At 68.9% G+C, this 22,490-nt stretch carries 25 protein-coding genes and 1 pseudogene; 8 read left to right on the top strand and 18 right to left on the bottom strand.

What is annotated here, in order from left to right:
• Positions 1-25: 25 nt before the first annotated feature.
• The 3 genes from ACTMTI_RS10610 to ACTMTI_RS10600 all read right to left on the bottom strand — a co-directional run bounded on the left by ACTMTI_RS10610 (position 26) and on the right by ACTMTI_RS10600 (position 1,980).
• The gene (locus tag ACTMTI_RS10610; RefSeq protein WP_441119982.1) at positions 26-259 is read right to left on the bottom strand and encodes a helix-turn-helix transcriptional regulator; all 234 of its coding nucleotides are present in this window, start codon (positions 257-259) and stop codon (positions 26-28) included.
• Complete coding sequence (locus ACTMTI_RS10605; RefSeq protein ID WP_441119981.1) at positions 253-681, bottom strand: hypothetical protein; 429 nt, start codon at positions 679-681, stop codon at positions 253-255. Before ACTMTI_RS10605 ends, ACTMTI_RS10610 begins: the two co-directional genes overlap by 7 nt.
• 111 nt (positions 682-792) lie before the next feature.
• Positions 793-1,980 (bottom strand): acetyl-CoA C-acetyltransferase, encoded by a 1,188-nt coding sequence (locus ACTMTI_RS10600; protein ID WP_441119980.1) that lies wholly within the window; start codon positions 1,978-1,980, stop codon positions 793-795.
• Positions 1,981-2,064: 84 nt separating this feature from the next.
• Here ACTMTI_RS10600 and mce point away from each other — a divergent pair, with 84 nt between their 5' ends.
• The 3 genes from mce to ACTMTI_RS10585 all read left to right on the top strand — a co-directional run bounded on the left by mce (position 2,065) and on the right by ACTMTI_RS10585 (position 5,240).
• Positions 2,065-2,487 (top strand): methylmalonyl-CoA epimerase, encoded by a 423-nt coding sequence (mce, locus tag ACTMTI_RS10595; protein WP_441119978.1) that lies wholly within the window; start codon positions 2,065-2,067, stop codon positions 2,485-2,487.
• Between the two features lie 195 nt (positions 2,488-2,682).
• On the top strand, positions 2,683-3,972 hold the full coding sequence (locus ACTMTI_RS10590) for a DivIVA domain-containing protein (RefSeq protein ID WP_441119977.1): 1,290 nt from the start codon (positions 2,683-2,685) through the stop codon (positions 3,970-3,972).
• 140 nt (positions 3,973-4,112) lie between these two features.
• The gene (locus ACTMTI_RS10585) at positions 4,113-5,240 is read left to right on the top strand and encodes an AI-2E family transporter (RefSeq protein WP_441119975.1); all 1,128 of its coding nucleotides are present in this window, start codon (positions 4,113-4,115) and stop codon (positions 5,238-5,240) included.
• Here ACTMTI_RS10585 and ACTMTI_RS10580 read toward each other — a convergent pair.
• Positions 5,225-6,019, bottom strand: a complete 795-nt coding sequence (locus ACTMTI_RS10580) for an alpha/beta fold hydrolase (RefSeq protein ID WP_441119972.1) — start codon at positions 6,017-6,019, stop codon at positions 5,225-5,227. The genes ACTMTI_RS10585 and ACTMTI_RS10580 overlap by 16 nt on opposite strands.
• A 54-nt stretch (positions 6,020-6,073) precedes the next feature.
• Here ACTMTI_RS10580 and ACTMTI_RS10575 point away from each other — a divergent pair, with 54 nt between their 5' ends.
• Positions 6,074-6,592: a hypothetical protein gene (locus ACTMTI_RS10575; protein WP_441119970.1), complete on the top strand. Its 519-nt coding sequence runs from the start codon at positions 6,074-6,076 to the stop codon at positions 6,590-6,592.
• Here the strand turns inward: ACTMTI_RS10575 and ACTMTI_RS10570 are convergent.
• From ACTMTI_RS10570 to ACTMTI_RS10560, 3 genes and pseudogenes are all read right to left on the bottom strand, one after another.
• The gene (locus ACTMTI_RS10570) at positions 6,561-7,322 is read right to left on the bottom strand and encodes an SDR family NAD(P)-dependent oxidoreductase (protein ID WP_441119968.1); all 762 of its coding nucleotides are present in this window, start codon (positions 7,320-7,322) and stop codon (positions 6,561-6,563) included. The genes ACTMTI_RS10575 and ACTMTI_RS10570 overlap by 32 nt on opposite strands.
• A 210-nt stretch (positions 7,323-7,532) precedes the next feature.
• Positions 7,533-8,236 (bottom strand): annotated as a pseudogene (locus ACTMTI_RS10565) (alpha/beta hydrolase).
• 11 nt (positions 8,237-8,247) lie between these two features.
• On the bottom strand, positions 8,248-8,538 hold the full coding sequence (locus ACTMTI_RS10560) for an ATP/GTP-binding protein (RefSeq protein ID WP_441119967.1): 291 nt from the start codon (positions 8,536-8,538) through the stop codon (positions 8,248-8,250).
• 65 nt (positions 8,539-8,603) lie between these two features.
• Here ACTMTI_RS10560 and nucS point away from each other — a divergent pair, with 65 nt between their 5' ends.
• The 3 genes from nucS to ACTMTI_RS10545 all read left to right on the top strand — a co-directional run bounded on the left by nucS (position 8,604) and on the right by ACTMTI_RS10545 (position 11,725).
• The gene (nucS, locus tag ACTMTI_RS10555) at positions 8,604-9,266 is read left to right on the top strand and encodes an endonuclease NucS (RefSeq protein WP_441119965.1); all 663 of its coding nucleotides are present in this window, start codon (positions 8,604-8,606) and stop codon (positions 9,264-9,266) included.
• Positions 9,267-9,556: 290 nt separating this feature from the next.
• A complete protein-coding gene (locus tag ACTMTI_RS10550) occupies positions 9,557-11,029 on the top strand; it encodes an aldehyde dehydrogenase family protein (RefSeq protein WP_441119963.1) in 1,473 nt (490 codons plus the stop codon).
• Between the two features lie 102 nt (positions 11,030-11,131).
• Complete coding sequence (locus ACTMTI_RS10545; RefSeq protein WP_441119962.1) at positions 11,132-11,725, top strand: TetR/AcrR family transcriptional regulator; 594 nt, start codon at positions 11,132-11,134, stop codon at positions 11,723-11,725.
• 154 nt (positions 11,726-11,879) lie between these two features.
• On the opposite strand, the gene ACTMTI_RS10540 is transcribed toward ACTMTI_RS10545, so the two are convergent.
• From ACTMTI_RS10540 to ACTMTI_RS10525, 4 genes are all read right to left on the bottom strand, one after another.
• The gene (locus tag ACTMTI_RS10540; protein WP_441119960.1) at positions 11,880-12,197 is read right to left on the bottom strand and encodes an STAS domain-containing protein; all 318 of its coding nucleotides are present in this window, start codon (positions 12,195-12,197) and stop codon (positions 11,880-11,882) included.
• 83 nt (positions 12,198-12,280) lie between these two features.
• Entirely contained in the window at positions 12,281-13,447 is a 1,167-nt protein-coding gene (locus ACTMTI_RS10535; protein WP_441119958.1) for a sensor histidine kinase, read from the bottom strand.
• Entirely contained in the window at positions 13,448-14,557 is a 1,110-nt protein-coding gene (locus tag ACTMTI_RS10530) for an ABC transporter permease (RefSeq protein ID WP_441119956.1), read from the bottom strand. It abuts the gene before it with no gap.
• On the bottom strand, positions 14,554-15,450 hold the full coding sequence (locus ACTMTI_RS10525) for an ABC transporter ATP-binding protein (protein WP_441119954.1): 897 nt from the start codon (positions 15,448-15,450) through the stop codon (positions 14,554-14,556). Before ACTMTI_RS10525 ends, ACTMTI_RS10530 begins: the two co-directional genes overlap by 4 nt.
• Positions 15,451-15,576: 126 nt before the next feature.
• On the opposite strand from ACTMTI_RS10525, the gene ACTMTI_RS10520 reads away from it, so the two are divergent.
• Positions 15,577-16,167: a cob(I)yrinic acid a,c-diamide adenosyltransferase gene (locus tag ACTMTI_RS10520; RefSeq protein WP_441119952.1), complete on the top strand. Its 591-nt coding sequence runs from the start codon at positions 15,577-15,579 to the stop codon at positions 16,165-16,167.
• Positions 16,168-16,212: 45 nt separating this feature from the next.
• Here the strand turns inward: ACTMTI_RS10520 and ACTMTI_RS10515 are convergent, their stop codons facing one another.
• The 7 genes from ACTMTI_RS10515 to ACTMTI_RS10485 all read right to left on the bottom strand — a co-directional run bounded on the left by ACTMTI_RS10515 (position 16,213) and on the right by ACTMTI_RS10485 (position 22,486).
• Positions 16,213-16,593 carry a DUF2550 domain-containing protein gene (locus ACTMTI_RS10515; RefSeq protein WP_441119950.1) on the bottom strand — a complete coding sequence of 127 codons (381 nt, stop codon included), beginning with the start codon at positions 16,591-16,593 and terminating at the stop codon, positions 16,213-16,215.
• Positions 16,594-16,610: 17 nt separating this feature from the next.
• Positions 16,611-17,012: a F0F1 ATP synthase subunit epsilon gene (locus ACTMTI_RS10510; RefSeq protein WP_441119948.1), complete on the bottom strand. Its 402-nt coding sequence runs from the start codon at positions 17,010-17,012 to the stop codon at positions 16,611-16,613.
• A gap of 66 nt (positions 17,013-17,078) precedes the next feature.
• Positions 17,079-18,527 carry a F0F1 ATP synthase subunit beta gene (gene atpD, locus ACTMTI_RS10505; protein ID WP_441119946.1) on the bottom strand — a complete coding sequence of 483 codons (1,449 nt, stop codon included), beginning with the start codon at positions 18,525-18,527 and terminating at the stop codon, positions 17,079-17,081.
• 1 nt (position 18,528) lies between these two features.
• On the bottom strand, positions 18,529-19,431 hold the full coding sequence (locus ACTMTI_RS10500; RefSeq protein ID WP_441119944.1) for a F0F1 ATP synthase subunit gamma: 903 nt from the start codon (positions 19,429-19,431) through the stop codon (positions 18,529-18,531).
• Between the two features lie 3 nt (positions 19,432-19,434).
• Positions 19,435-21,084, bottom strand: coding sequence for a F0F1 ATP synthase subunit alpha (atpA, locus tag ACTMTI_RS10495; RefSeq protein WP_441119942.1), 1,650 nt, complete (start codon positions 21,082-21,084; stop codon positions 19,435-19,437).
• A 41-nt stretch (positions 21,085-21,125) separates the two neighbouring features.
• Positions 21,126-21,935 carry a F0F1 ATP synthase subunit delta gene (locus ACTMTI_RS10490; RefSeq protein WP_441119940.1) on the bottom strand — a complete coding sequence of 270 codons (810 nt, stop codon included), beginning with the start codon at positions 21,933-21,935 and terminating at the stop codon, positions 21,126-21,128.
• Positions 21,935-22,486 (bottom strand): F0F1 ATP synthase subunit B, encoded by a 552-nt coding sequence (locus ACTMTI_RS10485; protein WP_441119939.1) that lies wholly within the window; start codon positions 22,484-22,486, stop codon positions 21,935-21,937. Before ACTMTI_RS10485 ends, ACTMTI_RS10490 begins: the two co-directional genes overlap by 1 nt.
• Positions 22,487-22,490: the final 4 nt, after the last annotated feature.

Raw genomic sequence — 22,490 nt, 5'->3', positions numbered from 1 at the left:
GAGGTGCCGGCTGCCCGTGTCGGCGCTACGACGCTTCTCCCTCACCATCCGGGTACTGGAACACGTCATCAAGCGGGACGCCGAACACCCGCGCGATCTGGAACGCCATCTCCAGGGACGGCGAGTAACGACCCCGTTCGATCGCGATGATGGTCTGCCTGGTGACGCCGACGCGGTCGGCCAGCTCGGCCTGCGTCATCTCGCCGTGCGCGAACCGCAGGGCCCGGATCGAGTTCGTGACCTTCGTGGACTTCACCATGACGGCAGCCCCCGGCGGTAGGCGACGATCTTCAGGACGGACCCGAGCACCGCCGACAGGACGAACGCCAGGTAGATCACGTTGGCGATCCAGAAGTGGTCCAGCTCGGCCATCGCCATGACCAGCGCCGCCACGCCGCCCAGAACCAGGAACCACTGCCCGGTGTATTCGCCGTACCGATGGATCTCCCGGTCGCGCTGGTCCTTCTTGCCGATGTCGCGGGGCGCGGCCATGGAGACCGCGATGTGCAGCACGATCGACGCCACGATGGCACCGCCGATGCTCCACAGCAGCGGCGCCACGTACGGCACCTCGGTGAGCGGCCCGCCGCCCGCGCTGCCGAGGACGATCGCCAAGTACGTCCCGTACGCGCAGAGGGAGACCACCACCATGATCCACGCGCGTTTCTCTTCAGGTGCCATGCCCTCGAATGTAAAGCAATACGGACATGATGTCTAGAATTTTTTACATAGACCGGCGAAGGAGCGCCGAGACCCCTCGTGAGGGCCTCGGCTATCAGGCCGCCGGGACGGCTAGGACTTCGGGACGCTGATGATGAGGGCGTCGCCCTGGCCGCCGCCGCCGCACAGGCCCGCGGCCCCCAGGCCGCCGCCCCTGCGCTTCAGCTCGTACGCCAGCGCCAGCACGATGCGCGCCCCCGACGCCCCGATCGGGTGCCCCAGCGCGAGGCCGCCCCCGTTGACGTTCACCTTCTCCATCGGCACGCCGAGTTCCTTGACGGACTGCAGCACGACGCTCGCGAACGCCTCGTTGATCTCGATCAGGTCCAGGTCAGCGGCCGTCGCGCCGTGCTTGGCCAGCGCATGCTTGATGGCGTTGGCCGGCTGGGACTGCAGCGACGCGTCCGGGCCCGCCACGTTGCCGTGCCTGCCGATCTCCGCCAGCCACTCCAGGCCCAGCTCCTCGGCCTTCGACTTCGACATGACGACCACGGCGCAGGCGCCGTCGGAGATCTGGGAGGCCGAGCCGGCCGTGATCGTGCCGTCGGCCGCGAAGGCGGGGCGGAGCTTGGCCAGCGCCTCCACCGTCGTGTCCCCGCGTACGCCCTCGTCCTCCTTCACGAGCACCGGTTCCCCGCGCCGCTGCGGGATCTCCACCGGGACGATCTCGTCGTCGAAGATGCCGTTCTTGATCGCGGCGGCGGCGAGCTGGTGGGAGCGGGCCGCGAAGGCGTCCTGCTCCTCGCGGCCGATGCCGAGCCTGGCGTTGTGGCGCTCGGTCGACTCGCCCATCGCGCACTGGTCGAACGCGCAGAACAGGCCGTCGTGGGCCATCGAGTCGAGCACGTCGGCGGCGCCGTACTTGACGCCTTTGCGAAGGCCGGGCAGCAGGTGGGGGGCGTTGGTCATGGACTCCATGCCGCCGGCCACCACGATGTCGAACTCGCCCGCCCGGATCAGCTGGTCGGCCAGGGCGATCGCGTCCAGGCCCGACAGGCACACCTTGTTGATGGTCACGGACGGCACGGTCATCGGGATGCCGGCCTTGACGGCGGCCTGACGGGAGGGGATCTGGCCGGCGCCTGCCTGCAGGACCTGGCCCATGATGACGTACTCGACGGCCTCGGGCGCCACCCCCGCGCGCTGCAGGGCGGCCTTGATGGCGATGCCGCCCAGCTCCACGGCCGGCTGGCCGGACAAGGCGCCGAGGAGCTTGCCGATGGGGGTCCGAGCTCCGGCGACGATGACAGACCTGGACATGAGGACGGCCTCCTGTGCTCACGGCGGGTTCTTTGACACCATACCCACAGGTAGATCGACGCTCGCTATGGAGGTGGGCCACATATGTTCATGCGGATCGACCACATCGGGATCGCCTGTCGCGATCTGGAGGAGAAGATCGCGCTCTTCTCCGAGACGTTCGAGTTGACCGTCGTGGCCCGGGAGGTGAACGAGGAGCAAGGAGTGAAGGAGGCCATGCTGCACATCGCCGACGGCGAAGGTGGGGGCTCCTACATTCAGCTTCTGGAGCCTCTGTCCGAGGACTCTCCTGTGGGAAAATTCCTCGCCAAGCGCGGCGAAGGCGTTCATCATGTTGCATTCGGTGTACGCGACGTCGGCGAGGCCATGACCAAGATCGGCGAGAAGGGTGTGAGGCTCCTGGACGAGCGTCCCCGGCACGGATCGATGGGCTCGGAGATCGCGTTCCTCCATCCCAAGGATGTGGGGGGAATGCTCACCGAGTTGGTCCAGGCGGCCAAGCCCTAAAAATGGTAAAAAACGTGCATAAGTAACTAGTCACGCAGAAAGCTGGACGGGGCTTCGCAGGTGGCACCAGCGGAGTACGCTTGACCTTCCACCGGACATGGAGCCTGCCGCGAGGCACAGGTTCCTGATATCGGGTGCCCCGAAACCCCCCGTCCGGCCCGTGTAGCCGTCTCGACAACCCAGGATCGAGCCTCCATGCAGTCCGACATCGACGCCCAGCTCAATAACTTCTTCGAGGACGCCCCAGCCCGCGAGTTCGACGTGGTGCTCCGTGGTTACGATCGGCATCAGGTCCACGATCACCTGAAGCAGCTCGACCAAGAGCTACGCCAGGCCCGTGAGCAACTCGCCGGCCTGCAGCGCGATCTGTCCGACTCCCAGCGCCAGCTCCAGGAGCAGGAGCGGCCGACCTACTCAGGTCTCGGCGCCCGCATCGAGCAGCTGCTCCGCCTGGCCGAGGAGCAGGCCACGGAGCTGGTGCAGGCGGCCAGGTCCGAGGCCAACGAGATCAAGGCGGCCGCCAAGGTGGAGGCCGCCGACCTGCGTGCCGCCGCTGAGGCCGAGGCCGCCGAGAAGCGCGCCCAGGCCACGCGCGAGACCGACGAGATGCGGACGACTGCGGAGCGGGAGGCCGAGGACATCCGCTCGACCGCTCGCCGCGAGGCCGACGAGCTGACCAACACCACCGAGCGCGAGGCCGCCAAGCTGCGGGCCACCGCCGACCACGAGGTGGCGGAGAAGCGGGCCGACGCCGAGCGGGAGATCGCCAAGCTTCGCACCACCACCGAGCGCGAGGTCGCCCAGCTGCGGGCCTCGACCAAGCGTGAGCGCGACGAGGTGCTGACCACCGCCAAGCGGCAGGCCGACGAGATGCGCGCGCAGGCTCAGCGGGTGCTGGAGGAGTCGGAGGCCAAGCGGGCGCAGGACGAGGCGGAGTTCGAGATCCAGCTCGCCGCCCGCCGCGAGGAGGCCGAGCGCCAGGAGGCCGAGCGCCACGCCACCGCCCAGGCCGCCACGCAGAAGCTGGTCGCCGAGGCCGAGCAGCGCGCCGCCACGGCGGAGTCCCGGGCCACGAAGGCGACCCAGCAGGCCGACCAGACCCGCCGCGAGGCCGACCTGCACGCCAAGCAGCTCGTCGCGAACGCCCGCAAGAGCGCCGAGACCATCGTGTCCGAGGCCAAGTCGAGCGCCGAGACGATAGTGACCGAGGCGAAGAACGAAGCCGAGCGCACCCGTTCGGCGATGCAGCGCCAGGTCGACGAGCTCACCCGCCAGCGCGACAGCATCACCAGCCACCTGGCGCAGCTGCGCCAGCTGCTCGGTGGCGCCGCCCTGCCGGGCATGGACCCGGAGCCCGCGGTCACGGCGGCCCCGCCGAAGCCGGCGATCGCACCGCCCGTGGTCGAGGCCCCGGCCCCGGCCCCGGCGCCCGCTCCCAAGGTGGAGGCCAAGACCGAGGACGACGCGGAGTGGTGGCAGGAGTAGACATCCGCTTCACGGGGGCTGAATGACGGCTGGAGAGAGCCTGGCGATCCAATGGTCGCTAGGCTCTCTCTTTGTTGTCGGATCCGTACGAAATGTGTGCGCCCGTCATGCTCTGTCGCCGACCCTCTGGGGAGTTTCCCTTGTCCACAGAAGTCGAGCCCGCAGGCGCCAAGCAGGAAGAACCCCAGGAGGAGAGCTCCCCCAGGGAGGACGCCGCCGCGCAGCCGTACGGGCTGCCCGGAAAGCCGCTCGCCCGGGGGCCGTTCCTGTTCGGGCTGGTCGGTGGGCTCGGGGTGCTGACCGCGATCGCGATCGCGCAGATGGTCGTGAAATCGCTGAGCACGATCATCCTGGTCGTGGTGGCGATGTTCCTGGCCGTCGGGCTCAACCCGGCCGTCGAGGCGTTGCAGCGCCGCGGTCTGGCCAGGCGGGGCGCGATCTCGATCGTGTTCGCCGGGGTCATCGTGGCGTTCGTGCTGTTCGGGCTCGCGGTGGTGCCGCCGGTGGGCCAGCAGTTGTCGGAGTTCGTGGCGGCGGTGCCGGGCTATCTCGAAGCTCTGAGCAACCATCCGACGGTGCGTGAACTCGACGCGAACTACCAGATCATCCCGAAGCTCACGACGTTCGTGACGGGCACGCTGGGACCGTCGCTGGCCAGCGGGATCATGGGCGCCGGGCTGGTGGTGCTCGACGGCGTGTTCACCACCGTGACGCTGCTGGTGCTCATGCTCTACTTCCTCGGCTCGCTGCACACGATCAAGGACTACCTGCTCAAGCTGGTGCCGGCCACGCGCAGAACGCGGACCAGCGCCATCAGCGAGCAGATCCTCACCGGCATCGGCGGCTACGTCGCGGGCAACGTGCTGATCTCCGTCATCGCGGGCGTGCTGACATGGATCTTCCTGTCCGTCGCCGGCGTCCGGTACGCCCTCGCGCTCGCCCTCGTCGTGGCACTGACGGACCTGATCCCCCTGGTGGGCGCCACGATCGGCGCGGTGCTGGTGACCTCCGTGGCGCTGCTGCAGTCGGTGCCCGCCGGGATCGCGTGCGCGATCTTCTTCCTGATCTACCAGCAGGTCGAGAACTACCTCATCTATCCCAGGGTGATGAAGCGCTCGGTGGACGTGACGCCCGCCGTGACGGTGATCGCCGCGTTGTTCGGCGGCGCGCTGCTCGGTATCGTCGGCGCGCTCCTGGCCATCCCGGTGGCGGCCGCGATCGCGCTGATCATCCGCGAGGTCGTCATCCCCCGTCAGTCGAGGGCCTGACGTGCACCGCCCAGCTCCGTCCTGAGGAACTCCGCCACGGCCGCGTTGAACGCCTCCGGTTGCTCGACCGCGCTCAGGTGACCGGCCTTGGGGATGATCTCCAACCGGCCTCCCGGTACGGCCCGCGCCATGGCCTCGGCGTCGGCGGGTGGCGACAGCTCGTCCTCCTCCCCCACGACGATCAGCAGGGGCACCTTCAGCGCACCGAGCGTGTCGAACGAGTCGGGCCGTGCCGCCATGGCCCGCTGGGCCCAGGCGACGGCGCCCGGCGGCGCGGACTGCACGAGCCCTTTGACGCGCCCGAACACCATGGCACGCCGTTCCTTGGTCGTCGGCCCGATGAGCGCCGGCAGCACCTCGCTGACCAGCACCTCGCTTCCATCGGACAGCACGGCCCGCGCGATGCGTTCCCGGTTCTCCCTCGCCGGAGCGGGATCGGGCCCGGCTTTGGTGTCGGCGAGGATAGCGCCGAGCAACCGGTCGGGGTGGCGGCGGCAGAAGGCCATGGTGACGTAGCCGCCCATGGACAACCCGCCGACCACGGCCCTGTCGATGCCTTCCGCGTCGAGGAGCCTGGCGACGTCGTCGGCCATCAGATCAATTGACGGCTCGTCCTCGCCCAGCCGCGACCCGCCGAAGCCGCGCAGGTCAGGCGTGATGACGCGGCAGACCTTGGCCAGCCCTTCCCGCTGGGCCAGCCACATGGCCGACGACAGCGGGAACGCGTGAAGCAGCACAACCGGGAGCCCCGTCCCGGACGATCTCGTGTAGAGCTGCACGGACCACACGGTAACCCGGTTCAGGGCGCGAATCACTCCGCTATGCCCGCAAACATGAGCACGACACGCCACACCTCGGTTCGCCTGCCCGAACACAAGAGCCCAAAAGCGGACACACCTGCTCACGCGACACCAACAACCCCACGAGACACACCGGCCCCCGCGGGCGTCGTCTCCGCGGGCGTCGTCTCCGCGGGCGTCGTCTCCGCGGGCGTCGTCTCCGCGGGCGTCGTCTCCGCGGGCGTCGTCTCCGCGGGCGTCGACCGGTCCGGAGGGACGGCGGCTCCGCTCGGATGGGCACGCGCCACGCCACACCGCCGCACGGCATGGCACGGCAGCCTCGCGTGCGATGTGTGGCAGCGCAGCGTGGCGAGCAGCACAGCGTGGCGAGCAGCACAGCGTGGCGAGCAGCACAGCGTGGCGAGCAGCACAGCGTGGCGAGCAGCACAGCGTGGCGAGCAGCACAGCGTGGCGAGCAGCACAGCGTGGCGAGCAGCACAGCGTGGCGAGCAGCGCAGCGTGGCGGGCGCCTGGTCGTGGTTCAGCCGATGGCGGTGGCTCCGCCGTCGATGAACAGCACCTGCCCGGTCATGTACGCCGAAGCCGAACTGGCCAGGAAGACCGCCGGATGGGCCATCTCCTCCGCGGTTCCCCAGCGCCGCATGGGCACGGAGGCGACCGTGGCCGCGTTGGACGCCTCGTCCTCCCACAGGTTGCGGTTGAGGTCGGTGGCCGTCCATCCGGGGCACAGCGCGTTGACCCGCACACCCGCCTGCGCCCACTCCACGGCCAGTGTCTTGGTCAGCGCCACCAGCCCGGCCTTGGCGGCGGCGTAGGGGGCGAGGAAGGGGGCGCCGAGCGCGGCCACCGACGCCACGTTGATGACGGATCCTGCACCCCGGCCCAGCAGGTGCGGAGCGACCGCGTGGCAGACGGCCACGGCAGAGTCGAGGTTGAGCCGCATCAGTTTGTCCCACCCGGACAACCGCAGATCCTTGAACTCGACGAGGAAATTGGACCCGCCGGCGTTGTTGACCACGATGTCGAGGTGCCCGAGCCCGTCGATGGCCGCCGCGACGGCACCGGTGGCGGCCTCGCGGTCGGTGAGGTCGGCGGGGATGACCAGGGCGCGCCGGCCCAGCGTCTCGATCTCCTTGCCGACCTCGGCGAGCGTGTCGGCCGATCGGGACACGAGCGCGACGTCGGCGCCCGCCTCGGCGTACGCGAGCGCGATGGCCCGTCCGATGCCCTTCGACGCCCCGGTGACCAGGGCCTGCTTACCGCTGAGATCGAACGCGCCCACGCTGCCTCCTAGAATCGTGACCGAACAAGATTCTAGTGACTCGGTGGACGCTGACGCCACCGGCGCGGAGCTGCGAGAGCCCCGCGCCTGTCCATCGTCGGCAGGATCAGGTGTTATCCGCCGAGGAAGGTGTCGATGATGTTGTCCACGATCTTCTGGCTTCGAGCGCCGAGTTCGGCCGGCCGTTGCCGTGGACGGTGCAGGACTGCGTCAGACCTCCGTGGGGAGCGGCCAGGCGGACGGGTTGACCCGCTTGACGATCTCGTTCAGCGCGATGCGCACGTACGGCTCCCCGACCCACAGGTGCTTGGCCCCGTCCACCCCGATGACCTCGGCCTGCGGCACCCGCGCGAACCGGCTCTTGGCCTCCTCGGCCGCAGGTAATCGTCGAACTCCGGCACCAGCGCCACCATCGGCCGCCCGAACCGCGCCCAGGCGTCCAGGTCGTCGTCGGTGGCTCTGTGCAGCGGCGGCGAGAGCAGGATCGCGCCTTCCACCAGCGGGTCGTGCGCCCACTTGAGCGTCAGCTCGGTCCCGAACGACCAGCCGACCACCCACACGTGCGGCAGATCGTGGTATTCGGCGTATTCCAGCGCCGCCGCGACGTCGTAGCGCTCCCCCTCACCTCCGTCGAACGCCCCCTCCGAGGTGCCGCGCTCGGAGGACGTGCCCCGGGTGTTGAAGCGCAGCACGGCCAGGTCTGCGAGGGCGGGCAGACGGTTGGCCGCCTTCTTGTAGACGTGGCTGTCCATGAAGCCGCCGTGGGTGGGCAGCGGATGCAGGGTCACCAGCGTCGCCACCGGGGGCCGGTCGAGGGGCTGGGCCAGCTCGCCGACCAGGGTCAGGCCGTCGCCCGTGTGCAGCTCGATCGGCTCACGCCGGGCGGGCAGCACGGTCGCCGCGCGAATCTCCACCTTGATGCCTTTCAATAGCGGGTGCGGCCAGGGCCGCGGTCGAGTCTTTTTCGCCAGCAGGCCGAATGCCAGTGACGGCGCTCCTCGTCGCCGCCCGACCAGTTGGGCCAGGCCACGAGATGCGGCTCGCCGCTGCGAATCTCCTGGTCGCAGCCCGGGCAGCGGTAGTTCTTCGTCGACGACGAGCCGGTGAGCATGCGTACTTTCCACTCGCCGTCCGGCCATTCCTCCACCTTGTCCAGGCCGGTCGGGAAGCCGAAGGGACGGGAGGACTCCCTGCGGCGGGCACGACGCGGACTCACCGCGCGTGCTCTGCCCAATGGAACGCCATGCGCCCAGTTTTCCAGAGCCGCTAAGGTGGGTCGTCATGCGGCTGGTCATCGCGCGATGCAGCGTGGATTACGTTGGACGGCTCACGGCGCATCTGCCGATGGCGCCAAGGCTCGTCCTCATCAAGGCGGACGGCAGCGTGAGCATTCACGCCGACGACCGCGCCTTCAAGCCGCTCAACTGGATGAATCCGCCGTGCAAGCTCAAAGAGGACGGCGAGACCTGGACGGTCACCCACGGCAAGACCGGCGAGAAGCTGGTCCTGACGATGGCGGAGATCCTCCACGACTCCAGCCACGAGCTGGGCGTCGACCCCGGGCTGATCAAGGACGGGGTGGAGGCGCACCTGCAGGAGCTGCTCGCCGAGCACATCACGACGCTGGGCGAGGGCTATTCGCTGGTCCGGCGCGAATACATGACGGCGATCGGCCCGGTCGACATCCTCTGCCGCGACGCGCTGGGCGCCACCGTCGCGGTCGAGATCAAGCGGCGGGGCGAGATCGATGGAGTCGAGCAGCTCACCCGATATCTGGAGCTGCTCAACCGTGACCCGCTGCTGGCGCCGGTGCGCGGCATCTTCGCGGCGCAGGAGATCAAACCACAGGCGCGCGTCCTCGCCACCGACCGCGGCATCCACTGCGTCACGCTCGACTACGACTCCCTGCGCGGCATCGAACCGGAGAATCCCACTCTGTTCTGAAAGCCCGTCCTTTCGGTTGCCGACCCTCAGGAAACGCGCCGTAGCCGGGCCGAGCCAGGTAACCGGTCAAGGCGGGCTCGCGTAACGGCGGGCCACCGCTGAAGGGTCAGCGGGCGTTTCCTGGAGGGCCGGCACCGGAGTGCGGTGGGTGGCCGGCCATGGCAGCGCGTAAAGGATGGGCTTTTCGCCGGGGTCAGAGCGGCGTGCTGGGCCGGTTCGACCGGGTGGCCGACGCTCTGTGGCGTCACCCGTGATAGTAAGCGCGGGCTTACCGGTCTATCGTGGCGGCCATGACGACGCTGACGTTCGACTCACTCAATCCCGCTACCGGCGAGGTCGTCGGCAGTCATCCCAAGCAGGGCGTCGACGCGGTGCGCGCGGCCGTGGGCCGGGCCGAGGAGGCCGGCGTCTGGTGGGCCGGGCTCGGCCACGCCGAGCGTAAGCGGCGCCTGCTGGACTACAAGGCCGTCATCACCCAGCATCTGCGGGAGCTGGTCAAGCTCGTCCACGAGGAGACCGGCAAGCCGGTGGGCGATGCCACGCTGGAGATCGTGCTGGCCATCACGCACCTCGACTGGGCGGCCCGCAACGCGCACAAGGTGCTGGGCCGCCGCCGGGTCTCGACCGGCATGATCGGCCTCAACCTGGCGGCCACGCTCGAGTACCTGCCGCTCGGCGTCGTCGCCGTGATCGGCCCGTGGAACTATCCGGTCTTCACCCCCATGGGGTCCATCGCGTACGCGCTGGCGGCCGGCAACGCGGTCGTGTTCAAGCCGAGCGAGTTCACTCCCGGCGTGGGGGTGCGGATGGCGGAGCTGTTCGCGGAGTCGGTGCCCGAACGGCCGGTGTTCCAGAGCGTGACCGGGCTCGGCGAGACGGGCGCGGCCCTCGCGGCCGACCCGCGGGTCAAGAAGGTGGCCTTCACCGGCTCGACCGCCACGGCCAAGCGCGTCATGGCGGCCTGCGCCGAGAACCTCACGCCGATCGTGGCCGAGTGCGGCGGCAAGGACGCGTTCATCGTGGACGCCGACGCCGATCTCCAGGCCGCCGCCGACGCATGCCTGTGGGGTGCGATGTCCAACGCCGGCCAGACGTGCGCGGGCGTCGAGCGGGTCTACGTGGTGGACGCGGTCTATGAAAGTTTCATGCGGGAGCTGTCGGAGCGGGTGACGAAGGTGAAGGCCGGCGAGGACTACGGGCCGATCACGATGCCGGGTCAGGTGGACATCATCAAGCGGCACATCGACGACGCCACCAAGTCCGGAAAAGTCGTGGCAGGCGGCCCCGGTTCGGTGCGGGCGCCGTACGTGGATCCGGTGATTGTCGAGGACGTGCCGGAGGATTCGCCCGCGGTTCGCGAGGAGACGTTCGGACCGACCATCACCGTCCGCCGCACCCGCGACGCGCAGGAGGCGCTGGAACTGGCCAACACCTCGGCATACGGCCTGGGCGGGACGATTTTCTCCAGAAACGCGCGCCGGGCCATGGAGTTGGCCAGGATGATGCATACAGGGATGACCGCCATCAACTCGGTCATCTCTTTCGCCGGGGTCCCGGCCCTGCCGTTCGGCGGGGTGGGCGATTCCGGGTTCGGGCGCATCCACGGGGCCGACGGCCTTCGCGAGTTCGCCCGGCCGAAGGCGATCTCCCGGCAGCGCTTCGCGATGCCCGGGATGAACCTGACATCGTTCGCCAGAGGGCCCGTGGAAGTTGAGCGGCTGATCAGGCTTGTCACGCTCTTGCACGGCCGACGTAAAAGATAATCTTCTTGCCCTTTCCCAAAACGGATCATCCGTCCATAATTGTGTGCTCTGGGGGCCACGATCATGTTGGACGGGTGGAATGTGAACCGGTCTTACCGGGGAATGTCGGCTGAGCAAAGACTGGCGGACAGACGCGAGCGGCTGATGACGGCCGCGTACACGCTATACGCGAAACCCGGTTTCGCGGCGACGACGATCGAAAGGCTGTGCGCCGAGGCCAGGATCTCCAACCGTGCCTTCTACGAATGTTTCGGCAGCCAGGAGGAGCTCCTTCAGGAGGTGCACGAGCGCTGCGTGGAGGAAAGCCTGGCCGTCGTGACCAAAGCGGTCCAGGAAGCCCCGAACACGCTCGAAGGCAGGGCCACGGCCGGGATTCGCGCTTATATCAAGTTCGCCACGGCCGACTGGCGCCGGGCCCGCATCATGCACGTGGAGGTGCGCAGGTCAGGGGAGGTCCTGGCGTTATCCCGGCAGCGTGCGGTGGACTCCTTCGCCGGGCTGGTACAGGAGGCCGTGGCCGATTTCCCGCAGGCCGCCCCGTTGAAACGGCGGCTTGTCGCGCTCGGCGTCGTCGGCGCACTGCAAGAGTTGCTCATCGAATGGCTGCTCACCGACGATCAACCGGAGATCGACGAACTCGTCGACGTGGCCGTGCACATCTTCGTCAGAAGCCTGGGCAACCCCGCGACCGACTGAGGGCGTCTTACCCACAGGTGAACAGCGGATAAATCAGCATTTGGGTTGTATTGAGCACCATAGCTCGCCGAAGTGTGCCATCCGAAATCCGCATTTTGTCTAAGCCGGGGAAGAGCGGGCAACGGCTGATCGTCACCCGCTCCGATATCTCAGCTCAGGCCACCGCGGCCGCCGGAGCCTCCACGTGCAGCACCCGATTCAGCCGGGTCACCGCGAGGATCCGCATGATCCGCGGGGGCACCCCCCGAAGAACGAGGCGGCGTTGCACGCTCAGCGCGCGCCGATGCGAGCCCACGAGCACCCCGAGACCGGTCGCGTCGATCATCTCCAGCTTGGAAAGATCGAGGATCAGGTCGCCTTCACCGGAATCGAGGGCCTTGTGCAGCCGCTCGCGCACCCCGGCGGACGTGCCGGCGTCGAGCCGGGCCCCGATCCGCACCACCTGGGCCCTCGGATTGCCCCGGACGCGCATGCCACCTCCTCAGTCACCACACAGCGTGGTATCCCCTCTGCGCGATTCTTCCGCCGAGGTGAAACCCCCCTGCCTGGGTTTACCTACCCACGTAGCGGAAGTGACACGACCGCGTTGAGCAGGAACTCCCCGTCTCCCGTCGGAAGGGCGGTCAGCTTGCCGCCCACAGCGGCCATCCGCTCCGCAAGGCCCGCCAGCCCGCTTCCCAGATCCGCGGCCTGCCGCCGGGCCACCCCGTCGTTTCGGACGCGCAGCTCCGCTTCCTGGTCGGTGAAGCGGATCGTGATGTCGCAGAGCGTCGCGGTGCTGTGCTTGAGCACGTTGGTCACCGCCTCGCGCACCGCGTAGGCGAACACCGGCGCCACCTCGTCGGGCAGGTCGCGATAGGGCAGGTGCACCTCGCAACGGACGCCGGCCGCCTCGAGCACCCCTTTCACGCTATTCAGCTCGGCGGTCAAGTCAAGCTCGCGGTAGCCGCGCACGGCCTGGCGCAGCTCGCGAAGCGCCGTCCTGGTCAGTGTGTTGACCTCGGCCATCTCGGCCTTGGCCGCCGCCGGGTCCACGTCCGACAGGCGTACCGACAGCTCGGTCTTGACCGCGATGGCCGATAGCTGGTGTCCCACGAGATCGTGCAGGTCCCGAGCCAGCCGCAGCCGCTCCTCTGCCACCGCCAGCCGAGTGTGCGCCTCACGGCCCTCATGCGCCTGCACGGCCAGCGTCCAGATCCAGACCCACATCCGGCCGGAGGGCGGCAGTATCGCGGACCAGAGCCCGTACAGGATGGAGTAGTAAATCATCGCCTGGACACCGGTCACGTCGATGACCATGACGCTCGTCCCCGTCGCCACGCCGAGCATTCCGAGCGCGACGGCGGCCACGAAGGTCGCGATCGTTTGGATCAAAGCCGTCCGCCTGGGGACGTCGAGCGTGGCGATGGACAGCCAGCCCATGAGCAGCCACCCCCAGCCGAACGGCTCGGCCCCGCCCAGGCCCGCCCCGATCAGCGCGAGAGCCGCCGCCACCGCCAGTTGCCTGGCCGGGTAACGGCGGTCCAGCACGGCGCTGATCATGCGTATGCAGAGCCAGGTGAAGGAGACGGCGGCGATCAACGCGAGCACCAGGCGCCACCACGAGAGTTTCCCCTCGCCGATCCCGACCACGCTCCCCAGCACGAGGCAGAACCACATCGCGATGAAGTTGGTGAGCAGCATCTTCCAGGTGAGGCGCCGGGCCCGCTCGATCGCGTCCATCTAGTTCGCGCGCAGCACTTCGCCGAGCTTCAGCCGGGCGCCCGTCCGCAGCACGGCCCGCTCGTAGACCTTGGCGCCGAAGACGAGCACTGCGAGCACGGCCACCGCCATCGCCGCCATCGAGGCCCCCACCTGCCACAGCGGCACCTCGGTCGCGGCCATCCGGACCGGCATGATCATCGACGAGAACGGCGGCACGTACGACATGACCGTGGCCAACGTGCCCGTGGGATCGCTGGTGGCGTAGAAGGCGACGAAGTAGGTGGCCATGATGAGCATGGTCAGCGGCGTCATCACGGTGTTCACCTCCTCCTGGCGCGAGACCAGCGAGGCGAACGCGGCCGACAGCGTGGCGAAGAAGGCGTACCCGAGCACGAACCAGACCAGCACCGCGGCCACCAGCCCCGCGATGCCGGGCGGGAAGTCGGCGGCGACGCCGGAGGCCATCGCCGCGCCGAGGCCGACGACCAGGATCGTGACCAGGTTGATCAGGCCGAGCGCGCCCAGCCCGACGATCTTGCCGCCGAGCAGCTGCCACGGCCGCAGTGTGGAGAGCAGGATCTCCACGATCCGGCTGCCCTTCTCCTCCACGACTCCCATGGCGACCATCATGACCTGACCCATGAGCATCATGAAGAGCACGACGACGAGCACCACGGCGATCCCGGTGCGCGCGGACTGGTAGCGCGTGTCCGCGCCCACGGACTCCATCTGCAGCGGCGGGATCGACATGCCCACGGCGCCCAGCCGCACCTCCCGGTTGACGCTCTGCATGAGCACGCCGAGCTGGTCGTCGATCTCCCCGTCGGTGAGCACCTTCGTGCCGTTGACCAGCACCGCGTCCACGTCCCCGTCGAGCACGGCCTGCTTGGCGGCGGCCTCGTCGGGGAAGGAGCGCCACTCGAACTTCGCCTCCGGCGCGGCCGCCTGCAGCGGCAACTGCTGGGAGTTGACGGTCCCGAGCGTGTAGGAGTCGGGGCCGCCCAGCACCTTGGGCGCCAAGGAGACCCCCGCCACCAGCACGGCCGTGATGAGCAGGCCGATGACGAACGCCTTCGTGCGCACCTGGGTGACGATCTCCCGGCGGGCGACCAGCATCAGTCCGTTCACGCCACGGCCTCCTTGAAGATCTCGGTGAGGGTCGGCTGCTCGGTGCCGAAGTACTCGACGTGCCCGGCCTTGACGGCGCGGCGCAGGATCTCCTGGTCGTCACCGTCCGCCGTACGCAGGATGTGCCGGTCGCCGGCCGCGGTGACCGTGCCGGGCAGGCCCTCCGCCCAGCCGGGGGCCGGGTCCCGGACGACCACGCGCAGCATGTTGCCCTCGGCCGCCCGCAGGTCGGCCACCGTGCCCGTGGCCACCATCCGGCCGGCCGAGACGATGCCGACCGAGTCGCAGAGCCGCTCGACGAGTTCGAGCTGGTGGCTGGAGAAGATCACCGGCACGCCGCCCCTGCACCGCTCCTGCAGCGCCGTCGCCAGCGCGTCCACCGCGATCGGGTCGAGCCCGGAGAACGGCTCGTCCAGGACCAGCACCTCGGGGTCGTGAACCAGGGCCACGGCCAGCTGCACGCGCTGCTGGTTGCCCAGGGAGAGCGCCTGCACCGCGTCGCTCCTGCGCTCGGTGAGCGCGAGCCGCTCCAGCAGGTCGTCGGTGGCCTTCTTGGCCGCCGCCGCGCTCAGCCCGTGCAGGCGGCCGAAATACTCGATCTGCTCGGCGACCCGCATCTTCTGGTACAGCCCGCGCTCCTCGGGCATGTAGCCGAAGCGGCGCCGGTCGTCGTAGCCGAGCGGCCTGCCCTGCCAGCTCACCTCGCCGGAGTCCGGCTGGAGCACGCCCATGACGATGCGCATCGTCGTCGTCTTGCCCGCGCCGTTCGCGCCGACGAACCCGAACATCTCCCCCGGCCGTACGGCGAAGCTGATCCCATCCAGGGCGACCTTGCCGCCGGGGGCGTCGGGGCCGCCCGCGAAGCGCTTGCGCAGCTCGCTGATCTCGAGCATCAGGTCCTTTCCTTCGTCATGGGTCAATGGTGTCTTTCGCGCCATTTGCCAGCCAGTCGTGGAAATCACGGGACCGGCATGGATCTCGCGTCCCTTCTCGATGACATTTGTCATTACGCTGAGGCCATGACGCGTGCCGACAAGGACAAGCCGGTCGTCCTCTCCCGTATCTACACTCGCGCGGGCGACGACGGCACCACCGCGCTGAGCGACATGAGCCGCACCGCGAAGACCGATCCCCGGCTCGCCGCCTACGCCGACGTCGAGGAGGCCAACGCCCACCTGGGCGTCGCGCTCTCCCATGGCACGCTGCCGGCGGACCTGGTGGAGGTGCTCGTCCGGGTCCAGAACGAGCTGTTCGATCTCGGCGCGGACCTGTCCACGCCGGTCGTCGACGCTCCGGAGTTCCCGCCGCTGCGGGTGGAGCAGTCGTACATCGGCTGGCTGGAGCAGCAGTGCGACCGCTTCAACGCCGGCCTCAAGCCTTTGCGCAGCTTCATCCTGCCCGGCGGCGACCCCGCGACGGCCGCGCTGCACGTGGCCAGGGTCACGGTGCGCCGGGCCGAGCGCACGACGTGGGCGGCTCTGGAGGCGCACGACGACATGAACCCGCTGACCGCGAAATACCTCAACCGCCTGTCCGACCTGCTGTTCATCGCCTGCCGGGTCGCGCACGCGGGTGACGAGATCCTCTGGAAGCCGGGCGGCACCCGCTAGCCGGCCGCCGAAACGCCGCGTCCGGCGACGTTCCTGAGCCGGGCGCTACGCGACGTCCAGATAAGCGCTGGGCGGCGCGGACTCCAGCCAGGCGAGGAAACCCGTCATCGCGTCGGCGCTCATCGCGATGGACACATCAGGCGTGCTGCCGCTGCAGTCGACCGCGTAGAGCCCGTCGCCGATCTCGCGGCGGGGGGATACGACGAGGCCGCGCCTCGCAATCGCGTGGCGCGGCCTCAGTCGAAAGCCTATGAGCGGAATCCAGTGGAGCTCCCCGTCGGCATAGCGGGCTACGCCGCTCTGCCAGCCGCGCCCGCCCACCCGCAGGCGACAGGGAACGTTCCCGCGCGAGCGAGCCAACGTGATCCCCCGCAGGACCACGAGGGCGGCTAGCAGCAATACGAATGTTACGACCGTCGCTACCATGCCGCCCCCTGAATGGTTTATACCTCTTCGCCGGCCGCGCGCAGCCGGGCCTTGGCACGCTTGGCCTCGACCGCCGCGTCGGCGTCTTCCTGGTTGGCCTCGATCGAGGCCTGCGCCCGGTCGAGAGCGTCACGGGCCGCCGCGACGTCGACCTCGGAACCGAGTTCGGCGACCTCGGCAAGCACGGACACCTCGTCGTCGGCTACGGAGATGAATCCCCCGTGCACCGCCGCCACAAGCTCCGGCTGACCCTCCCGTTTCACGCGCAGCACACCGCCCTCGACGAGGACGCCGAGAACAGGTGCGTGTTGCGGCATAATACCGATCTCGCCGTCCACGGTCTTGGCAATCACCATGTCGGCCTCGCCCGACCAGATCTCACGCTCTGGTGAGACAACCCCTACGCGTAGCTTCGCCACTTGTGTAGGTTCCTTTCCGATCAGGTGATGGTGTGGTTCGAGGACCACACCATCACCATAGGGCGATTAGCGACGCTCGAGTTCCTTGGCCTTCGCGATGGCCTGGTCGATGCCACCCACCATGTAGAACGCCTGCTCGGGCAGGTGGTCGTACTCACCCGCGCAGAGGCCCTTGAAGGAGGCGATGGTCTCGTCCAGCGGCACGGTCTCGCCCGGCTGGCCGGTGAAGGCCTCGGCCGCGTACATCGGGTGCGACAGGAAGCGCTCGATGCGGCGGGCCCGCTGGACGGTGACCTTGTCCTCCTCGGAGAGCTCGTCGATACCGAGGATCGCGATGATGTCCTGGAGCTCGCGGAACTTCTGCAGGATCCGCTTGGTCTCCTGGGCCACCCGGTAGTGCTCCTCGCCCACGATCTGCGGGTCGAGGATCCGGGAGGTGGAGTCGAGCGGGTCCACCGCCGGGTAGATGCCCTTCTCCGAGATCGGCCGCGAGAGCACGGTCTGCGCGTCGAGGTGCGCGAACGCGTTGTGCGGCGCCGGGTCGGTGATGTCGTCGGCGGGCACGTAGATCGCCTGCATGGAGGTGATCGAGTGACCGCGCGTCGAGGTGATGCGCTCCTGGAGCACACCCATCTCGTCGGCCAGCGTGGGCTGGTACCCCACGGCGGACGGCATACGGCCGAGCAGCGTGGAGACCTCGGAACCGGCCTGCGTGAAGCGGAAGATGTTGTCGATGAACAGCAGCACGTCCTGCTTCTGCACATCGCGGAAGTATTCCGCCATCGTCAGCGCCGACAGGGCGACCCGCAGCCGGGTGCCCGGCGGCTCGTCCATCTGGCCGAAGACGAGCGCGGTGTCCTTGAGGACGTCCGCCTCCTCCATCTCCAGCCACAGGTCGTTGCCCTCACGGGTGCGCTCGCCCACGCCGGCGAAGCACGAGGTGCCACCGAAGTTACGGGCGACCCGGCGGATCATCTCCTGGATGAGCACGGTCTTGCCGACCCCGGCGCCGCCGAACAGGCCGATCTTCCCACCCTGCACGTAAGGAGTGAGCAGGTCGATGACCTTGATGCCGGTGACGAGCATCTCGGTGCGGGACTCGAGCTGGTCGAACGCCGGGGACTGCCGGTGGATGCCCCACCGCTCGTTGATCTTGAGCGACGAGGTCGGCACGTCGAGCGTCTCGCCCAGCGCGTTCCACACGTGGCCCTTGACAACGTCGCCGACCGGCACCGAGATCGGGCCGTTCGTGTCGATCACGGCCTGGCCGCGGACCAGGCCGTCGGTGGGCTGCATGGAGATGGCCCGGACGAGGTTGTCACCCAGGTGCTGGGCGACCTCGAGCGTCAGGGTCTTCGTCTCGCCGCCGAGGGTCACCTCGACCTTGAGCGCGTTATAGATTTCGGGCATCGCATCGACGGGGAACTCCACGTCGACGACGGCGCCGGTGACACGAGCCACGCGGCCTGTGCCGGCCACGGGGCTTTCTACAGTTTCAACAGCCTCTGCAGTCATTTCACTCTTTCCCCGCTGCGGCGTCAGCGAGCGCGTTGGCCCCACCGACGATCTCGCTGATTTCCTGGGTGATCTCGGCCTGGCGAGCCTGGTTCATCTGCTGGGTGAGCACCCGCATCAGCTCGTTGGCGTTGTCGGTCGCGGACTTCATCGCGCGCCGCCGTGCGGCCTCCTCCGAGGCCGCCGACTGGAGCAGCGCCGTGAAGATGCGCGACTCCACGTATCGCGGCAGCAGCGACTCCAGCACGTCGCCCGCCGTCGGCTCGAACTCGAAGTACGGCGGGATCACGCTTGAGTCCGTCGCCTCGGTCTCTTCGACCTCCAGCGGCAGGACCCGCTTGACCACGACGTTCTGCGTGAGCATCGAGACGAACTCGGTCGAGACGATGTGGATCTCGTCGATCCCGTTGTCGTCCTTGAACGAGTCGATCAGCGTGTTGGCGATCTCCTTGGCGTCGGCGTAGGCCGGCTTCCGCGAGAACCCGACCCAGCTGCCGCCCATCTCCCGGTGGCGGAAGGTGTGCCAGGTGACACCCTTGCGCCCGGTGACGAACGGCACCACGGTCATTCCGCGGCTCTCCAGCAGCCCGCGCAGGGCCTCGGCCTCGCGCAGGACGTTGGCGTTGAAGCCGCCGCAGAACCCGCTGTCGCTGGTGACGATGAGGACGCCCGCCTTGGCGGGGTTCTCCTTCGCCACGGTCAGCGGATGGTCGACGCTGGCCGCGTTGCTGACGACGCCGGTGACGGCGCGAGTGATCTCACGCTCGTACGGCAGCGCCGCCTGCATCCGCTGCTGCGCCCTCACGATCCGTGAAGAGGCGATGAGCTCCTGGGCGCGCGTGATCTTCGCGGTCGACTTGACCGAGTTGATCCGCCGCCGCAGCAGCCTTAGCTGGGCACCCATGTCCTACTTCTCCGCCGCCGGACGGACGACCTTCTTGATCTTTTCCTGGCCGACCGCGTCGGCCCCGAGTGGCGCCACTGGCTCGTCCTTGACCAGCAGCTCGCCCGAGGAGGTGGTGAAGCCCTTCTTGAACTCCGTGATGGCGTCCTTGAGAGCGGTCACCGCGTCGTCGGGAAGCTCCTTGGTCTCCCGGATGCCGTCGAGGATGCCCTTGTGCGAGGACTGCAGGTAGTCCAGGAACTCCGTCTCGAACCGGCGGATGTCCTCCACCGGCACCTCGTCGAGCTCACCGGTGGTGCCGGCCCAGACCGACACGACCTGCTTCTCGACCTGGAACGGCGAGTACTGCGGCTGCTTGAGCAGCTCGACCAGGCGCTGGCCGCGCTCCAGCTGGGCGCGGGAGGCCGCGTCGAGGTCGGAGGCGAACGCGGCGAACGCCTCCAGGTCGCGGTACTGCGACAGCGACAGCTTCAGCGTGCCCGCGACCTTCCGCATCGCCTTGACCTGCGCCGAGCCGCCGACTCGGGAGACCGAGATACCGACGTTGATGGCCGGTCGCACACCCGCGTTGAACAGGTCGGTCTCGAGGAAGCACTGGCCGTCGGTGATGGAGATGACGTTGGTCGGGATGAACGCCGACACATCGTTGCCCTTGGTCTCGATGACCGGCAGGCCCGTCATCGAACCGCCGCCCATGGCCTCGGAGAGCTTGGCGCAGCGCTCCAGCAGCCGGGAGTGGAGGTAGAACACGTCACCGGGGAAGGCCTCGCGGCCCGGGGGGCGACGCAGCAGCAGGGACACGGCGCGGTAGGCGTCGGCCTGCTTGGTCAGGTCGTCGAAGATGATCAGGACGTGCTTGCCCTGGTACATCCAGTGCTGGCCAATGGCCGAGCCGGTGTAAGGGGCAAGGTACTTGTAGCCGGCCGGGTCGGAGGCGGGAGCGGCGACGATGGTGGTGTACTCCAGCGCGCCTGCCGCCTCGAGGCGGGCCTTGACCTGCGCGATCGTCGAGCCCTTCTGGCCGACCGCGACGTAGACGCAGCGGACCTGCTGCTCCGGGTCGCCGGAGGCCCACGCCTCGCGCTGGTTGAGGATGGTGTCCACGGCGATCGCGGTCTTGCCGGTGCCACGGTCACCGATGATCAGCTGGCGCTGGCCGCGGCCGATCGGCGTCATGGCGTCGATCGCCTTGATGCCGGTCTGCAGCGGCTGCTTCACCGGCTGCCGCTGAACGACCGAGGGGGCCTGCAGCTCGAGGGCACGCGTACCCTCGGACTCGATGGCGCCCTTGCCGTCGAGCGGGTTGCCGAGCGGGTCGACCACGCGGCCGAGGAAGGCGTCGCCGACGGGCACGGACAGGACCTCGCCCGTCCGGCGGACCGTCTGGCCCTCCTCGATGCCGCTGAACTGACCCAGGACCACGACACCGATCTCGCGGGTGTCGAGGTTGAGTGCCAGGCCGCGCGTGCCGTTCTCGAACTCGAGCAGCTCGTTCGCCATCGCCGAGGGAAGGCCGGAGACATGGGCAATGCCGTCGCCGGCGTCGACGACGGTCCCGATCTCCTCGCGCGCGGCGCCTTCCGGTTCGTACGCCTGGACGAAGCGCTCAAGCGCGTCCCGGATCTCGTCCGGCCGGATCGTAAGCTCCGCCATCTCTACTCTGTCTCCCTATTCTTTGGGGCGCCCAACGCGCCTCAGCCGGCCAACCGGCGGCGGACTTCTTCGATTCGTCCCACAATGGTGGTGTCGATGATCTCGTCGCCGATGCGGACCGAGAACCCACCGAGCACTCGCTTGTCCACCTCGACGTTCAGGTGCACGTCGCGGCCGTAGGAGGTGCTCAGCCACGCCGCCAGGCGCCGCTTCTGCTCTTCGGACAACTCGACAGCGGTGCGTACCACCGCCACCAGGCGCTGGCGCTGCTGCGCCACGAGCTGCCCGACCTCATCCAGGCCCGTCTCCAGGCTACGCCCTCTTGGGTGCACCACCAGCTGCGAGATCAGGCGCAGGCTGGTCGGCCCGACCTTGTCGCCGAGCAGGTCGCGCAGCAGCTGCCGCTTGCCCTGCTCGGGGGCGGCCGCATCGGTGAGCGCGCGGCGCAGGTCGGGGTTGGCGGCGACGATGCGGCCGAAGCGGAAGAGCTCGTCCTCCACCTCGTCGAGCCTGGACTGGCTCTCCGCCTCCGCCGCCGCGGCGACGACGCCGAGCCGTTCGAGCACGTCGGCCAGGTCGCCGCCGCGCGACCACCGGGCCGAGACCGCGGCCTCGGTGGTGGCGAGCGTGGCCTCGCTGACCTTGCCATCGAGCAGCATGCGCGCGGTGCGCGCCTTCTGCTCGGCGGCCCTGGAGGGGTCGGACAGGGCCCGGCGCAGGCCGTGCTCGCGGTCGAGCAGATCCGCGACCGCGAAGAGCTCGTCGGAGAGCGTACCGAGGTCGGCACTGCCGGCGACCGCGTTGAACCGCTCCTCGACCTCGGCCAGCGACGTTCTGCTCAAACCGCGCATCAGCGCACCGCCTGCGCGCTGGAGCTTTCCAGCTCGTCGAGGAACCGGTCGACGATGCGGCTCTGCCTGACCTCGTCCTCAAGGGACTCGCCGACGATGCGGCCGGCCAGGTCGGTCGACAGGCGCCCGATCTCCGCGCGGAGCTGAGCGAACGCCGCCTGGCGGTCGGCCTCGATCTGTGCGTGCGCGGCCTCGACGAGGCGGCGGGCCTCGGCCTGCGCCTCCTCGCGGAGCTCGGCCTTGATCTGCGCGGCCTGCTCGCGAGCCTCCTCGCGCAGCCTGCCCGCCTCACGACGGGCCTCCTCCAGCTGCTGCTGGTACTGCCGCTGCAGGTCCTGGGCCTGGGCCTGGGCTTCTTCCGCCCTCTTGATGCCGCCCTCGATCGCGTCGGTCCGCTCGGCCAGCGTCTTCTGGATGCGCGGGACGAGGATCCGGCCGACGACGAACAGGACGACGGCGAACGCGAAGATACCGACGACGAGCTCGTAGGTGTGCGGGATGAGGGGGTTGGCACCCTCCTCAGCGAGGAGCGTAGCTGCCATGTACGTCATGAGT

It is taken from the genome of Nonomuraea sp. H19 (genome assembly GCF_052068215.1).
Lineage (GTDB): Bacteria > Actinomycetota > Actinomycetes > Streptosporangiales > Streptosporangiaceae > Nonomuraea.
Note: the sequence above shows the minus strand (reverse complement) of the source record. Positions and strands in the feature narration are given on the sequence as shown.